The 16,704-nt window shown below is 44.0% G+C and carries 10 protein-coding genes and 1 pseudogene; 8 read left to right on the top strand and 3 right to left on the bottom strand.

Translation table 11 applies throughout. The annotated features are described in order from the left end of the window. From CXF61_RS09310 to CXF61_RS09290, 5 genes and pseudogenes are all read left to right on the top strand, one after another. On the top strand, positions 1–1,744 hold a 1,744-nt coding region (locus tag CXF61_RS09310), incomplete at its 5' end, for a DUF389 domain-containing protein (RefSeq protein WP_227526651.1). Positions 1,745–1,898: 154 nt separating this feature from the next. Further along, positions 1,899–4,571, top strand: coding sequence for an alanine--tRNA ligase (gene alaS / locus CXF61_RS09305; RefSeq protein WP_165597999.1), 2,673 nt, complete (start codon positions 1,899–1,901; stop codon positions 4,569–4,571). A gap of 357 nt (positions 4,572–4,928) precedes the next feature. Then, the gene (locus tag CXF61_RS09300) at positions 4,929–6,215 is read left to right on the top strand and encodes an aspartate kinase (protein WP_057759246.1); all 1,287 of its coding nucleotides are present in this window, start codon (positions 4,929–4,931) and stop codon (positions 6,213–6,215) included. A 423-nt stretch (positions 6,216–6,638) separates the two neighbouring features. Further along, positions 6,639–6,806: pseudogene (csrA, locus tag CXF61_RS09295) on the top strand (carbon storage regulator CsrA); the annotation flags it as partial. Between the two features lie 179 nt (positions 6,807–6,985). After that, positions 6,986–7,360, top strand: coding sequence for a HopJ type III effector protein (locus CXF61_RS09290; RefSeq protein ID WP_057759243.1), 375 nt, complete (start codon positions 6,986–6,988; stop codon positions 7,358–7,360). Positions 7,361–7,486: 126 nt separating this feature from the next. On the opposite strand, the gene CXF61_RS09285 is transcribed toward CXF61_RS09290, so the two are convergent. Both CXF61_RS09285 and CXF61_RS09280 read right to left on the bottom strand, forming a co-directional pair. Further along, positions 7,487–7,798 (bottom strand): YeaC family protein, encoded by a 312-nt coding sequence (locus CXF61_RS09285; RefSeq protein ID WP_102094259.1) that lies wholly within the window; start codon positions 7,796–7,798, stop codon positions 7,487–7,489. A 55-nt stretch (positions 7,799–7,853) separates the two neighbouring features. Then, positions 7,854–8,858, bottom strand: a complete 1,005-nt coding sequence (locus tag CXF61_RS09280; RefSeq protein WP_193834210.1) for an NAD(+) kinase — start codon at positions 8,856–8,858, stop codon at positions 7,854–7,856. A gap of 319 nt (positions 8,859–9,177) precedes the next feature. Between CXF61_RS09280 and CXF61_RS09275 the strand changes: the two genes are divergently transcribed. Next, the gene (locus tag CXF61_RS09275; RefSeq protein ID WP_057759239.1) at positions 9,178–9,900 is read left to right on the top strand and encodes a Bax inhibitor-1/YccA family protein; all 723 of its coding nucleotides are present in this window, start codon (positions 9,178–9,180) and stop codon (positions 9,898–9,900) included. A gap of 119 nt (positions 9,901–10,019) precedes the next feature. Here CXF61_RS09275 and CXF61_RS09270 read toward each other — a convergent pair whose 3' ends face one another. Beyond that, complete coding sequence (locus CXF61_RS09270; RefSeq protein WP_165597998.1) at positions 10,020–12,833, bottom strand: heavy metal translocating P-type ATPase; 2,814 nt, start codon at positions 12,831–12,833, stop codon at positions 10,020–10,022. 437 nt (positions 12,834–13,270) lie between these two features. Here CXF61_RS09270 and mrcB point away from each other — a divergent pair, with 437 nt between their 5' ends. Next, the gene (gene mrcB / locus CXF61_RS09265; RefSeq protein WP_413775335.1) at positions 13,271–15,775 is read left to right on the top strand and encodes a penicillin-binding protein 1B; all 2,505 of its coding nucleotides are present in this window, start codon (positions 13,271–13,273) and stop codon (positions 15,773–15,775) included. Between the two features lie 80 nt (positions 15,776–15,855). After that, positions 15,856–16,668: a tetratricopeptide repeat protein gene (locus tag CXF61_RS09260; protein ID WP_227526650.1), complete on the top strand. Its 813-nt coding sequence runs from the start codon at positions 15,856–15,858 to the stop codon at positions 16,666–16,668. The last annotated feature ends 36 nt before the right edge of the window (positions 16,669–16,704 follow it).

Genomic DNA, 16,704 nt, shown 5'->3' with positions numbered 1-16,704 from the left:
TATGTCCTCATCTAAAAAAAACACTGCGCATAACTCAGTGGATCAAAATGATTCACCAATCATTACTGACGCTTCTCAAGATCAAGACGCGTTAATTGATCCAGTAGTTGATGATGCTGTAGACAATGATGAAAGCGAAGACACTCAACACAAACAATCGCCTGAAACAGACTCCGAAGTAGACACTGAATGTGCGCAGCCACCTGACGCTGAGATAACCATGGAAACCATCAGTGACGATGTGGTCGTAGCAACCTTAGAATCGACAGAACCTGAGTCACAATCAAATACTGAAGCGTCTGAGGTTGCAGAATCAGAGTCTATAGAAGCGAAAGAGAAGTCCGATTTCTTTCAGTCGGATACGGCGGAAACAACAGAGAAAAGTGCTCAAGACGATAGTGACGCAGAGGTAACGGTAGAAGCAGAAGACAACTATGCCGATGACCCTGCTGATGACACAAACATCGCAGCACAGTCATCAGATAACAAAACAGCCAATCAACAAAAGACAAAAAACAAATCTAGTCGCGATGATGACAATCAAAATAATGACTCAGAAGATAATAACCAAAGTAAAGACACTGATTTAGAAGATAGCGATGTAGAAGACACCGAAGTAGAAAACGAAAGTGACGAGGATGAGGTTCAAGAGGAAAAGGAAGCCAAACTTGAGTCTTATAAGCAGTTTGTCGCCGAGCAATTTAGTAATCAAAAAGTAGATTACCCAGAAGTACGGGTTAGGATTGAGGCGAACGCGCTGCCTAGCAAGATGTACTTCATCATGAACATCTTATCTGCCATCATTGCCAGTTATGGGCTAGTGACTAATTCAGCAGCCGTGGTCATCGGAGCCATGTTGGTTGCGATGATGCTAGGCCCTATCACGGGTATAGCGCTAGCAATTATCGATCACCGTATGCCACTGCTACGTAAGTCGCTCTTTACCGTCATTATCGGTGTCTCATTGGTGGTATTGGTCGGCTTTATCGTTGGTTGGCTACATAAGGACCAACCGCTAACGGCAGAAATCCTATCACGTACCCAGCCTACTTCCATGGATTTAATGATTGCCTTAGCAGGTGGTACAGCTGGTGCTTATGCGATGGTATCTCCGCATCTCTCGGTTGCGGTTGTTGGCGTTGCGGTTGCCACAGCCTTAGTACCACCACTGGCAGCTAGTGGTATCTTACTCGCTAATGGCGAGATGCAGCTTGGGCTTGGTGCGCTATTATTGGCAGCGACTAACATTCTTGCTATCCAGTTTACCAACGCGCTTGTATTATGGGTCTTAGGCTTCCGTCGTTTGGTCGATGACGATTATAAATCCAATACTTATCTGACCTTTTTGCAGCGCAATGCCGTGACCTTGTTGCTACTTGGTGGCTTAGGTGCCTACTTAACCATCAATCTACAGACCAATGCCAAGCAGCAAGTATTTGAGAGTAGTGTCAAAGAAGCCATCAACAACTACTTTATCGATCAAGGTAATGTATTGACCAATACGCAATTTGATACCTCAGAAGAAAACCAAGTGGTGCGGGCGATTGTGCGTGGAGAGACTTTACCAAGCTCATACGATGTTCGCCAGATTGAAACGCTCATTACTAATGATATGGCAGAGAATTTCCCAGAGTACTTGCCAATCAAGCTCCAACTACGTTATCTGCCTGTGCAAGTAATCGAGTCTAATCCAACGACGCAAGACAAATTAGATGAAACGGATGCGGCAATTTTGACCAACTAGTCTGCATACTCTATAAATTAGGCGATGACTAGCACACGTATAATAACCTAGTAGTTATAACTCTTGTACCAAGAGCTTGGGCGTTTGTGCTAAAATCGCTTGCAAAATTATTTTATGTCATTTACTCAATTCTATCCGTCAGTAAGGAGCCGCTGTGAGCCAGCCATTTCGCTCAGCCGATATTCGCCAAGCCTTTATCGATTTTTTCATAAGCAAGCAGCACACCCAAGTTTCATCGTCTAGCTTGATTCCACACAATGATCCGACATTGCTATTTACCAATGCCGGTATGAATCAGTTTAAAGAGACCTTTTTGGGTATGGAACCACGTGACTATACACGTGCAGTAACCTCTCAAAAGTGTGTACGTGCTGGCGGCAAACATAATGACTTAGATAACGTCGGCTATACCGCCCGTCACCATACTTTCTTTGAAATGCTTGGCAACTTCTCATTTGGTGATTACTTTAAACAAGCAGGCATCGAGTATATCTGGGAGTTTTTAACCTCAGATCAGTGGTTAGCGATTGATAAAAATCGTCTCTATGTCACTATCTATGAGACTGATGACGAGGCCTTTGAAATTTGGAATAAAAACATCGGTATTCCGAGTGAGCGCATCATTCGTATTGGTGATAACAAAGGTGCTCCTTACGCTTCTGATAACTTTTGGACAATGGGTGACACTGGTCCTTGTGGCCCTTGTACCGAGGTCTTTTATGACCATGGCGCCGATATCGAAGGCGGCCTGCCAGGTACGCCAGAAGAAGACGGCGATCGCTATATTGAGATTTGGAACTGTGTATTCATGCAGTTCAATCGTCAAAAGGACGGCACACTATTACCACTGCCTGCACCTAGCGTCGATACAGGCATGGGGCTTGAGCGTATTAGTGCCATCATGCAAGGCGTTCATGGCAACTATGAAATCGACTTATTTGTTCATTTGATGGATGCAGCAGCTGACATTTTAGAAATCAATAATGAGCAACAATCATCATTAAAAGTCATCGCCGACCATATTCGTGCCGTGGCGTTTTTGATTGCTGATGGTGTCACGCCAAGTAATGAAGGTCGCGGCTATGTATTGCGCCGTGTCATTCGTCGTGCGGTACGTCATGGCAACAAGCTTGGCGCTGATAGTGAGTTTTTCTATAAAATGGTTGCGCCACTCGTCGCTGAAATGGGCAGTGCCTATCCTGAGCTACAAGACAAGCAGAGCGTCATCGAGAGTGCTATTCAAAAAGAAGAAGCACAGTTTGCTAAAACATTGGCTCAAGGCTTACGTTTACTTGCCAGCGAACTTGAAGGCTTACAAGATGGCGATACGCTATCTGGTGAAGCTGCATTTAAGCTCTATGATACCTATGGTTTCCCACTTGACTTGACCGCAGATATCACTCGTGAGCGTGGTATTGCTATTGATGAAGCCGAATTTGATGAGCATATGCAGGCACAACGTGAGCGTGCGCGTGATGCTGGCAAGTTTGACGTCGATTACAGCAGTGTCATCCAAGTAGAAACACCAACGACATTTATCGGCTATGAGCAGCTTGAAGAAGACGGCGTGACTATTGACGCGCTTTATCAAGACGGCAACCCAGCAGACAGCTTAACAGAAGGCATGGAAGGCGTTGTGGTATTAGATCGCACCCCATTTTATGCTGAAGGTGGTGGTCAAGTTGGTGAGCTTGGTGAAATCCGTACGGCATCTGGCGTCTTTGAAGTGCAAGATACCAAAAAATCTGGTCAGGCGATTATCCATTATGGTGTCGTGACCATGGGTGATATCAGCACTAAGCAAACCGCTGAAGCGCAAGTACTGTCTAGCATTCGTGCAGCCAGCGCCAAAAACCACTCGGCCACTCACCTATTGCACGCAGCGCTAAGAGAAGTGCTAGGCGATGTGGTCACGCAAAAAGGCTCACTAGTTTCAAGCGAAGTACTACGTTTTGACTTTGCTTATGACAAACCTGTCAGCGCTGCTGAAATCATGCGTGTTGAACGTCTCGTTAATGAGCAAATTCAAGCCAACACCCCTGCCCGTATCGAGCATATGTCGATTGATGAGGCGATGAACCAAGGCGCTATGGCACTGTTTGGCGAAAAGTACGGCAGTGACGTTCGAGTCCTAACCATGGGTACAGACCGTATCGTTGATGGTCAGCGCAAGCCTTTCTCTATCGAGCTATGCGGTGGCTTGCATGTACAGCGTACGGGCGATATCGGTGTGCTAAAAATCACCAGTGAGTCTGGTATTGCGGCTGGTATCCGCCGAGTTGAAGCTGTCACAGGTATGAATGCGGTCAAAAACATTCAGCAAAGCGAGCAACAGCTAAGTGAGTTGGCAAGTCAGCTGAAAGTAAAACGTCCTGAAGTGGCGCAGCGTGTCCGTACTATGGCTGATAAGCAACGTGACCTAGAAAAACAACTAGAGCGCTTAGAGCAAAAAATCGCCAGTGCTCAAGCAGCCAATTTGCTTGATGATGTACAAACGATCGCAGGTACCCCAGTTCTTATCAGTACTTTAAGCGGTATCGATGGTAAATCTATCCGTACGCTGATGGACGATATCAAATCAAAACTGCCTGATAGCGTGATTGTATTAATTGGTGATAAAGATGACCAATTAGCACTCGCAGCGAGCGTCGCAAAATCTGTCACTGCCAAAGTGAAAGCTGGTGATATTATTCGTCATTTAGCAGGTGAGCTTGGTGGTAAAGGTGGCGGTAAGCCTGACTACGCACAAGGCGGCGCACCGAAGTCTGGCAACAGTACAGCGGTTATCAGCGCTCTACCTGCTTGGATTGAAACCCAGCTTAGCTAAGCTAGTGAATATTAAACTCGCGAATATACTGGTATAGCGCGTCACAATGTACCTTATATTTATCGCATAGCTTTACTCTACTACGCATAAAATACGTGATTGGTTATAACTACTATAACCAATCGCCATACATCTAAGCGCTCCTGAGACTTAAAGTTATGCGGTAGATATGGTATAAAGGTCAACGTTTGGGCATATTGTTCATTCTATAAGGTTGATACATACCATTAAAAGAATGAAAAACCTAAAGGCATAACTCTTATCATCTGGCTTTATCTATACAAGCATTGGCGAGTATCACATTGACTCTCATCAATGACAATAAAAAGTCATTATTGAATAAATAGGTAGATTTTTATGGCGTTAATAGTACAGAAATACGGCGGCACCTCGATGGGCAGTATCGACCGCATCAAAAACGTCGCCAAACGAGTCAAACGCTGGCATGACAATGGTCATCAAGTGGTCGTCGTGGTCTCAGCCATGAGCGGCGAAACTAACCGTTTGATTGATCTAGCTCGCCAAATTAGCACACAGCCTGATCCTCGCGAATACGATCAAATGGTCTCAACAGGTGAGCAGGTTTCTATCTCACTGCTTGCCATGGCGATTAAAGAGCTTGGTATTGGTGCCCGTTCAATGACTGGTCGCCAAGTCGCGATTAAAACCGACAACGCCCATAATAAAGCCCGTATCGAAAGCATCGATGACAAAAACATACGTGAGCAATTAGATGCTGGCAATATCGTTATTGTGGCAGGTTTCCAAGGTATCGACGAAGAAGGCAACGCGACCACATTAGGACGCGGTGGTTCTGATACCACAGGTGTGGCGATTGCCGCGGCCTTGGGCGCTGACGAGTGTCAAATTTATACCGATGTCGATGGCGTCTATACCACTGACCCTCGCGTGACCTCAAAAGCCAAAAAACTTGAAAAAATTACATTTGAAGAAATGCTTGAAATGGCAAGTCTTGGCTCTAAGATTCTACAAATTCGCTCAGTAGAATTCGCTGGTAAATATGGCGTGCCGCTACGTGTACTCTCTAGCTTTGATGAAAACACAGACGGTAGCTTTGACCAAGAATTTCAAGACAACGTGGGTACCCTAATTACGATAGACGAAGGAGACAATATGGAACAGGCAATCATCTCAGGTATCGCGTTCAATAGAGACGAAGCAAAAATCTTAGTACGCGGCGTGCCTGACCATCCTGGTATCGCCTCTGCTATCTTAAGCCCAATTGGTCGTGCCAATATCGAAATCGATATGATTGTACAAAATCTTTCGGATAACGGTACTACTGACTTTACTTTTACGGTTAACCGCACTGATTTAGATAAAACGCTAAAAGTGCTTAACGAAGAAGTAAAAGATGAAATTGGCGCCAAAGAAATATTGGGCAACAGTGAAGTCGTCAAAGTGTCATTGGTTGGTGTTGGCATGCGTTCACACGCAGGTGTCGCTAGCCTTATGTTCCAAACACTGGCTGAAAACAACATCAATATCCAAATGATTTCAACCAGCGAAATCAAAGTGTCGGTTCTGATTCAGGATCAACACTTAGAAAAAGCTGTTAAGTCATTGCACACGGCATTTGGCCTAGATCGTGAAGACGGCGAAAGCAAAATCGCTGGGCTATAAGACATAAAAACTGTTAAAATGTGGCATTAGGATTGATGGTTATCTATTAACCGCTATTAATGACTTTATATAGTATGTAGATAAACAGCATTTAAATTAATAGCTTTTAAATTAATAATATCCAAATAAATACAGTACTTAAATAAAATAGGATCTTTTTAGGTCCTATTTTTATTTTTTAGCATAGTTGAAATGAGCATTTACCTAATAGTTTTGTGAAAAACCGTGACAGTATCTGTTATGCCGCCTATAATGGGGCTTTCATTTGGGCTAAATGAATCTACCTATCATTACCGCTATTGGCACGATATCTGGCATCGTGATAATGGTTATATTGCGTGTTTGGTGCTGCGGTGATGTTCTGCAATTGAGAAGTAATCTGATGAGTAATAATTTGTTGATGCGACATAAGGAGTGTGACGCATGTTAATTTTGACACGCCGCGTGGGCGAAACGCTAATGATTGGCGACGAAGTAAGTGTGACGGTTCTAGGCGTCAAAGGCAATCAAGTACGTATCGGTGTAAACGCACCTAAAGATATTGCTGTACACCGCGAAGAGATTTATCAACGTATTCAGCATGAGCGTTCTGTACAGTCGCAAATGCAGCATCTTGAGCAAGGCAACTTTTCGCCTTCATTTGATGACGAAGATTACTTTAATCGCTAAGCTAGCTAAATTATAATGCTGAACGCTCAACGGCTACTATCATCATTGAGCACACATAAATATTATATTGTTTTTTTAATCTGCTCTGAGGTCATTTATTTATGAGTATCCGCCAATCAGATGTATCGGCATTACTTAATGGTTTGAACAAAAAAGCCATTGGATTCAATGATGTCATCAGCTTTATCGATGATTTTTATCGCTATGCGCCTGCTCCTTTCGTAAATGGAATGGTACATAATGCAGCCGGTGAGAACGAAGGTAGCGCAAAGATTTTTGGTTTTGCTAAGCACCATGGCCTGAACCAATTGGACACGCTTAAACTATTTGGTGAACATTATGCCAAGGTTCAAGCAACGCCTAACGGTACCGATCATGCCAATATCCGTAATTTTTTACATTGGGGCTGGCAAGGATTCTTGATGCAAAAGAATCCGCTAACGGTTCGTCCTAGTGTCGATACGACTGCTATTTAATCATTTATATTGATTAAGCTATTTCTGATAATTTAATTATTGGTAAAGTAAAAAAAGCCACGCTATATAGCGTGGCTTTTTTATGACAATTGTCTTTATCACAACTATTATAGACTTCTTATAAACCTATTTATCACGAAACTTAACAGGCTGTACCGCACCTTTAGGATTCGGCATATTAGGGTAGTGATGCTCGTGCTCAACGTCACATTCAGCGCCAACGACAGTACCATCGTCTTTTACGGGTTTATGAATATAACCTGTACGCTCAGCTGGCGGCAGATGCTCATGTTCCCATACCATCACTGCTTGCATACAAGTCTCGCGCTGCTCAGCGGTAATCTTACGACCGTCAGGCCATTTGCCTAGTTCAATCGCCATACGAAACTTATCAACCACTTCGGGTGTTAGACTTGCTAGTATTGTTTGTTTATCCATCTTACCTACTCTCCACTACCATTTTTTGTATCATATTTTGGTCTAATAGATACGCTTATTCATCGTCTATAATATCATCATCGACATCAAGACTGAATTCTTCGGCATGTACGTTCCAGTGCAGCTTTGTACGGCAGGCCTCATAAAAGTCAAACCCAGGTGGGTGCAACAAGGTAAGCTTATCAGGATGCTTACGAATATGGAGGCGCTGCTCTTGCTCAAGTGGCACGCTTGGCTTACCGTCCGCACTTACCATCGGCTGAGTACGATTGTCTTCATGAATACGAATACAAACCTCACTATTACCGCTGACCACAATCGGTCTGCTAGATAATGTATGGGGATGCATCGGCACCAGACAAATAGCGTCCATACTCGGATGAATAATTGGACCGCCACCTGATAAGGCGTAAGCGGTAGAACCAGTCGGTGTTGCTGCTATCAAGCCATCACTATGCTGTCTATAAACGTCATGTTCATCAATTTTCATCTGAAAATCAATCATATGTACGGATTTACCAGCATGCAGTACGATGTCGTTCAGCGCCATGTCTTCATGGATAATTTTGCGCCCTTCTCGTATCTCCATCGTCAATAAAAACCGATGGTCCAGTTGATAGTCTCCCATCAATACTTGGCGTAACTTAAAGGCAGCTTCATCAGGTTTTACATCTGCTAAAAATCCTAAACGACCACGGTTAACCCCTAATACAGGTACACGGTAGCGTGCTAGCGCTTCAGCCGCATGTAGTATCGAACCATCACCGCCAACAACAATAACCAAATCACAAATCTCACCAATCAAACCACGTTTGACGATTTTGACTCTTTCTATGTCTGTGAGATCAAGCGTTGGCAAATTGGCCGTTTGTACATCCATTATTAACGTCAAATTCATATCATTGACGGTTTGGGCAATCTGTACCAAGCTTTGAGTGACACTACGTTTACCAGCACGGCCCATTAGACCAATACGCCTAAAGGCGGGGTTTTTAATAGCGTGGAATAGCTCTGATTCATGTAAGTGTGGCAATCTTGCTGACTGCGCTGAGTTTTCCATAAAACGACTCGGTATAACGGTGAAGTACAAGGTAATGATAGCGATAAATGCGCGCTTAGACTAGCATGTTTATGAATTATCGTTGTTAACTGTCGTAACTGACCCCATATAAAAGCTATCGAATGTTTTACTTAGTCAGATCTTTCTGTTCAGTTGTTAAATTAGCATATTGAGCGATACAGTAGCTCGATGCGCTAGCCAATGAGCAGTCTAAGGTTGCACCGCAGCAGTTGTCACGCAAACACAGTTGACAATAATGGCGGTTTTGCTAAAGTAACTAATATCACTATTTTTATATTTTATTATTAAGGACTTATGTATGGCCAATCCTATTGTCAGTCGCGCAGAACTTGCGATCGGCGGTAATCCAATGACGGTCAAAGGCGTAATTCAAAAGACCAGCTTGTTACTTGGTTTATCAGCCATTACTGGTGTGGGCTTTTTCTTTTATGCGCTTATGGCAGGTTTATCGCAAGGTTTTATTACGATGGCAGCCTTTGGTAGCATGATTGCTGCGTTTGTTCTGGCGCTTTTTATTACCTTCAAGCCGCAAAAAGCCAAGACTTTGGCAGTGCCTTACGCCTTGTTAGAAGGTATATTTTTGGGCGGTATCTCATTATTTTTCATGAGAATGTATCCAACGGTACCAGTCACGGCAATGTGCGCAACTTTTGTCACAGCTGCAGTTATGCTTGGGTTATATCGTTCAGGTTTAGTTAAGGTTACTGAAAAGTTCCGTTCTATCGTGACCTCGGCGGTCATTGCCATTATGCTTGTCTATGTAGCACAGTGGGTACTTTCTCTAGCGTTTGGCTCATCATTACCGTTCCTATTTGAAGGTGGCGCTATCGCTATTGGCTTTAGCTTATTTGTCATCGTTATCGCTTCTTTCACCTTGCTGTTAGATTTCGATAATATTGATCGCGGTGTTGCGATGGGTGTTTCTGAAGATTACGAATGGTTGTTCAGTATTGGTATTCTTGCGACCTTAGTCTGGATGTATATCGAATTTATGCGTCTGCTAAGCTATCTACAAGACTAATTGTAAGAGCTGCTTAACAGTATCTCTTTATAGAAAAAACCGCCCTTCATTTGATGGAAGGCGGTTTTTTTGTGGGCAAACTTTACAGACCTGTTTACATTAAATGCTTTTTAAAGAGACTAAGCACGTTTTAAGCGTAATGCATTTAATACGACAAATAGCGAACTGAGCGACATACCAATTGCAGCGAGCCATGGTGGTACATAACCTAAAGCCGCTGGTATCAGAACAATACTGTTGTAAGCGAGTGCCCAACGGAAATTTTGCTTGATAATACGTTCCGTCTTATCAGAGATACGTTTAGCCGCAGTGATGGCCTCGATTTGTCCATTTAAGATAATACTATCACTAGATACTTGTGCTAAGTCTGCCGCACCTGCAATCGAGGTCGACACATCTGCTGCTGCTAGCACTGGTGCATCGTTGATACCATCACCCACCATCAATACCACAGCACCGTTAGCTTGCAACTGCTGAATATGATTGACTTTATCAGTCGGTGATAGGCCATTGTATGCAGCTTGCATACCTAAACTCTCAGCCATGACTAGCGCTTGCGGGCTTGGATCACCTGTCAACATAACAGACTCGATACCTAGCTCTTTGAGTGTATCGAGCATCGACTGCGCACTATCACGTACCTTGTCATTGAAATAAAAGCATGCCAGCGCCTGCCATGTTTTGCTATCAGTATTTTGACAAGACAATACCACTGCTGAGCTGGCTCGCTGAGCTACCAGATTAATGGTTAAATCATTACTAGCATCTATATCATTGACGCTATTATCTGTTTTATCTAGCGCAAAGTCCTTGTGCCCAATTCGATATACAGTGCCTTCAATCATTGCTTCTACACCGCCTGCTGGATAATGCTGTACGGCTTGTGTCGATGGCAGGTGTAACTGATAGGCCGCCGTCAGTAATGCGTGGGCAATTGGATGACGACTTCCCACTTCTAGCGCAGCTGCAATGGCCAATAGCGTATCTTTTTGCGCTATTAATGATAAATCGTCAATTTCGGTCTGGCTTTTTGGTGTGATTAATTCGATATTTAATAAATTTGGCTTACCATAAGTCAGCGTGCCTGTCTTATCAAAAGCAACGTGCGTGATTTCAGCTAGCGTTTGTAATGTATGTCCACGCGTCGTCAAAAAACCATAGCTTGCCAGACGATTGGTTGAGACGGTCAAGGCAATCGGCGTTGCCAACGACAGAGCACATGGACAAGTAGCGACTAAGACTGCCACGGTTGCCCAAATGGCTTGGCTTGGGTCAACAATATACCAGCCGACAAATACTAAGACGGATAAAACCAAAATACGCGCGACAAACCAACGTGCCAGCTTATCTGCTTGTTGCGCCAGTTTGGGTTTTTCGCTCATGGCACGATTCATCAATCGATCAATTAAACCTATCTGACTGTCTTTTGGTAAGGCGGTGACGAGCATTTCGAACGGCTGGCTATCGTTTTGTGCACCGCCGACGATATAATCACCTTGGGATTTGATGATTAAATCACCTTCGCCAGTCAGTAGACTTTGTGACACCGTTGCAGTAGAACTTAGCAAGATGCCGTCACTGATAATCTCAGAGCCCGCTTCAACCAAAATAATATCACCCACCTGTAAACTATGAGCGGTGACCATTTGCTTTGACTCTATATCGTCTTCTGCTTGTGATTGCACATTCTGTTGGTTGCGTGACTGCTGCCAGTCTTGAGCGATACGTGATGTGAGCTGATAAACATTGGCGTCCATACGTTGCATAAAATCAGGCATCGGCTCTACTATAGCTGACTCACCTTTAATAGTTTCATTTTCAGTAAGCTCACTTTTAATAAGCTCATCTTGTTGAGACGTATTTTCTTTTAGCAGTTGTAAAATACGCTTAGCAGCTGCTTTGTCTTCAGCGATTTTTTGTACCAATACCGGCTCAACCACTACCAAATCATTAGCCATAGTCGCGGCTTTTAAACGTGCGTTATGCTCGATATAACGCCCTGCCAGCAAAAAGAAAATAAACATACTAACCGAGTCATAGTACGTCTCCCCTTGCCCAGTGATGGTAGCGTAGAGACTGGCAAAGAAAGTAATAATCAACGCAAGACTGACGGGCACATCCATATTGACTTGGCGGGCACGAATCGCTGACCATGCAGAGGTAAAAAAAGGAATACCAGCATAGAAAAATACAGGTGTGCTCACAAATAAAGACACCCAACGCAAAAAGTCACGTTGGAATATCAACATGTCGCTATACTCACCAAAATAAAGCGCAACGGCATACATCATCGCTTGCATCGAACCTAGTGCAGCGATGCCGAGACGCAACAGCATTTGGTTGTTATGACGTGCCAGCATGGCTTCGTGTGTATCTTGGCGATAAGGCTTGGCTTCGTAGCCGATTTCGTTGATGACCGCTAAAATGCGACTGATGGGTAACTTATCTTCATTCCAAATGACCCGCATACGTTGGTTGGTCAAATTTACCTGACATTTACCAATACCCTCTAGCTCATCGAGACGCGACTCAATCAGCCAAGTACAGGCAGCACACCGTAAGTTATTAACAGACAGCTCTGCTACTGACATGCCATCTTGCGCGTAAACGAACTGTGATTTTATCTCGTCATGATCGTAGACCTCGAGACGCGTCAGCTGGGTTGGCAAACTTGCCGTACGATTAATCTCTGAACGGTCAAGATAATATTGCTCAAGACCAGCCTCTACAATGCTTTGGGCAGCTAACTGACAGCCCATACAACACATCTCTCGTGACTGACCTAATATCTCGGTATGAAACGGTGGCTGAGGTACGGGGTCGCCGCAGTGAAAACAGTGGTCAGCCAGCGGAAGCACTAAGCCTTCGATAATAGAAGTGTCTTCATAAGAGTGATTGGTAGCAGATGATACTGATGATTGGATACTAGACATAGTCGCGCTTACTTCCTTTGACAGGCTTGCTTAAAATGCATTCATTTAAAGCAAACTTGCTCGTATTGACTGTACTGTACGTCATGCAATAGAGCCGTTTTTAATCACATGAATATCACTACCACTAGTGGCACAGTATTAATAACAAACGGCTAATAGCAAACCATTAGCAACAGCGAATTCATACAAAATACATCGTGAGGGCAATCGTAAATTGTTATCTTATATGGCGTTTATCTACCAGATTGAAAGTGACTGACGCTTTATTACAAGTATCGGTATTTTAATAGGGATTATACTATAAGCTATCGCTATGAGCAGTATCATCGCTCATGGTCTACGACCAATAAATGCCCGCGTTGACGATGATAGATTGAAAAATTTATCAATTTGCGTCATTATGAGGCAGTTTTTTATCCAAAAATGGTGCGACATCCGTGCAAAAACCTAATTACAAGTTACCAAATACCAAGTTATCAGCGTCATCTAAGTCTACTATGCGCACGCTACCCTCGCAGCAGCGCGGCTTGGTCTTTAGTAGTCTGCTATTAATTATCATCATCGCAGGCATGGTGCTGTTGGCACTGTATTTAATCAAACTTGATCGCACCATTACTCATAAGTTTGAGGGTAAGCGCTGGGACATTCCAGCCAAAGTGTATTCGCAGCCGCTTGAGCTGTACCAAGGCGCCAATGTCGATAGAGATACAATGAAGACATGGCTAGAGTTGCTTAATTATCAAAGCAACAAAGCTTATGACCGCACAGGTACCTATCACCGAACAGGTAATACTTACTTTATTCACACTCGCGGCTTTACGTATAGTGCTAATGATAAAGATGCCGAGCAAGTCATCAAAATGACGATTTCTGGCAATAAAGTAGAGTCTATTCAAAGTACTCTGCCTGCCAAAAGCGGTATCATTCGTCTAGAGCCTGTCAATATCGGTGGTATCTATCCCGACAGTAATGAAGATCGGATGGTTGTGTCTTTGGACGAAGTGCCTCAGCCGTTAATTGATGCCCTTATCGCTACCGAAGATCGCGCGTTTTATGAGCACAAAGGGGTATCAGTACGTGGTATCGCCCGTGCCGTAATCAATAACTTTACTGGTGGTGCCAGACAAGGTGGCTCGACCATCACCCAGCAGCTGATCAAAAACTTCTATCTCAATTCAGATCGCACTATCAAACGCAAAGCCAACGAAGCATTGATGGCCGTGCTGCTTGAGCTGCATTACAGCAAAGATGAAATTCTACAGACCTATTTGAATGAGATTTATCTGGGTCAAAATGGCAACCGCTCTATCAATGGTTTTGGTTTGGCATCACAGTTTTATTTTGACAAACCTCTTAATGAGCTGCGCTTAGATCAGCAAGCAATGCTGGTTGGTATGGCAAAAGGTCCAAGTATTTATAACCCACGTCGTAATCCTAATGACTCAAAAGCACGCCGTGACGTAGTGCTTAACAATATGCTGACCATGGGCACATTGAGTCAAGAAGACTACGACAAAGCATTGAAACAACCGCTTGGTATCGTGGATAAGCCTGCTGAAGGCAAAAGCCAGTTCCCTGACTTCTTAGATATTGTTAAACGTGAGCTAAATACCGTCTATTATTCTGACGACCTCAAGAACGAAGGTCTGATTATTATCAGTACTCTAGACCCTATCGCTCAATTGGCCGCAGACAAAGCCGTTGATAGAAAACTTGGTGAGCTGCGCCGTAGCAGTAGCAAAACTAAGGATTTACAAGGTGCATTAGTGAGTGCCAATCCTGAGACTGGCGAGCTAGTGTCTGTCGTAGGTAGTGGTAGTGAATTTACAGGGTTTAACCGCGCGGTAGATGCCAAACGCCAAGTCGGCTCATTGCTGAAGCCTATCATTTATATGACTGCGCTTGAGAGCGGTCGTTATAACTTGGCCAGTTCAGTAGATGACTCCCCTATCACGGTCAATCTAAACGACGGTACTGACTGGAACCCTAAAAACTACGACAACCGTGATCATGGTTATGTACCATTTACCACGGCACTGTCTCAATCCTATAACCAAGCAGCAGTACGCTTAGGTATGGAGTTCGGCGTTAATACCTTTGCTAAGCAATTACAGCGCATGGGTATCAAAGAAAAAATACCACCTTACCCATCAGCATTATTAGGCTCAGTTAATTTGAGTCCGATGGACATGCTTGGTATTTACCAAGTATTTGCCACTGGTGGTTTCCGCACGCCTATTCACAGTATCCGTACGGTCATTGATGATCGCGGCCGTATCTTACAGCGTACTGGGCTTAACACTCAGCGCAGCATTCCACCTGAAACCAACTTTTTGACCAACTATGCATTACAGCAAGTCGTCTCAAATGGTACAGCCAGACGCGCCCAATCACTCGGCAGTAATTTAAACCTAGCCGGAAAAACAGGTACGACAAATGACTACCGTGATGCTTGGTTTGCAGGCTATAGTGGCAACTATGTAAGTGTCGTTTGGGTTGGTCGTGATGACAATAAACCGATTGGTTTGAGTGGTGGTACTGGCGCCTTACCAGTTTGGGTAGATTATATGAAACGCCTAAAACTGACTCCGGTTGCTCTACCAGAGCCAGAAGGTATCGAGTGGTTATGGCTAGAGAACAATTCAGGCAAACTGTCTAATGAGCGCTGTGCTAACGCTCGCTACCTACCAGTAATGTCAGCTCACCTACCAGAAGAAGCCAGCAGTTGTGCGCTGAGCCTGTATCAGCAAGATCGCGCTCGTGAACAGACACAGTTCCAAAATCAGCAAGGTGATATCAATCAACAACGTCGCCGCGAAGGTTTAGAAATTCCAAATGGCGAAGCTGTTGAATCTGATGGTGCAGAAGGTATCAGCGAGCAAAGTGAAGGTGATGAAGACCGTGCTGATACTTGGTATGACCGCGCTGTTGAATGGTTCTAGCTGTTGAATGGCTCTAGCTGTTAAATAGCTCTAATAATGTTTTTGGTATTTAGCTTTTAATATTTAAAAAAGGTTTTAACATGATGGTGTCATCTTTACGGACAACTACTTCAGTAAAACAAACCATAGTGCTATGGCGCAATAAAATTACGTCAAGCAATACCTTACTTGCAGGCAGTGCGATCGTTGGCATGCTAAGCCTAAGTGCCTGTCAAACAGCACCTAGCACGTCGACTACAGTGCAAACCACGCCTGTTCAAACATTACCAACGTCACAACCGACCGTGCCATCAACGACAACTGCTCGGGCGCCTATCACGGAAGCAAATGATCAAAGCAACTATCCAACCGAGCCTTACGATGCAGTTGAACAGTCCGAAACCCCAAATCCGTTAACGCAAGAGACACCTGTATTTACACCTCCTGCACCAGACGTGATTCAGCCTGACCCTGTTATCATTGCGCCTTCTCGTAACGACTATATAATCTCTGAGCCATCGGTACCGTCGCATAATGAGTTACTTGAGCACGCTAGAAGAAACTCGCAGCAACGTACTCAACAATCTGCCAGCAACAATAGTAATCTGCCTGCGTTTCGCAATTTGATGCAAGTAGGCATCAGTCAATTGAAAGCGGGCAATCTAACCAATGCCGAGAGCAGCTTTACCCGTGCGCAGCGTTTAGCGCCCAAATCATCGGCGGTATACTTCTATTTGGCACAAGTAGCATTAAAAAAAAACCAACCTCGTAAGGCAGAAGCGATGGCACGTCGTGGTCTTAGTGTCTCTCAAGATAGCAATCGTAGACGAGCACTATGGCAAGTTATATTGCAATCAGGACAAGCTCAGGGTAACTCACGCGTGGTCAATGAAGCAAAACAAGCATTGCGCTAATAGCTGATATTTGCACATTTTAGACTCATCGGTTTG

The organism is Psychrobacter sp. 4Dc (assembly GCF_002836715.1).
In the GTDB taxonomy this organism is placed as follows: domain Bacteria; phylum Pseudomonadota; class Gammaproteobacteria; order Pseudomonadales; family Moraxellaceae; genus Psychrobacter.
Note: the sequence above shows the minus strand (reverse complement) of the source record. Positions and strands in the feature narration are given on the sequence as shown.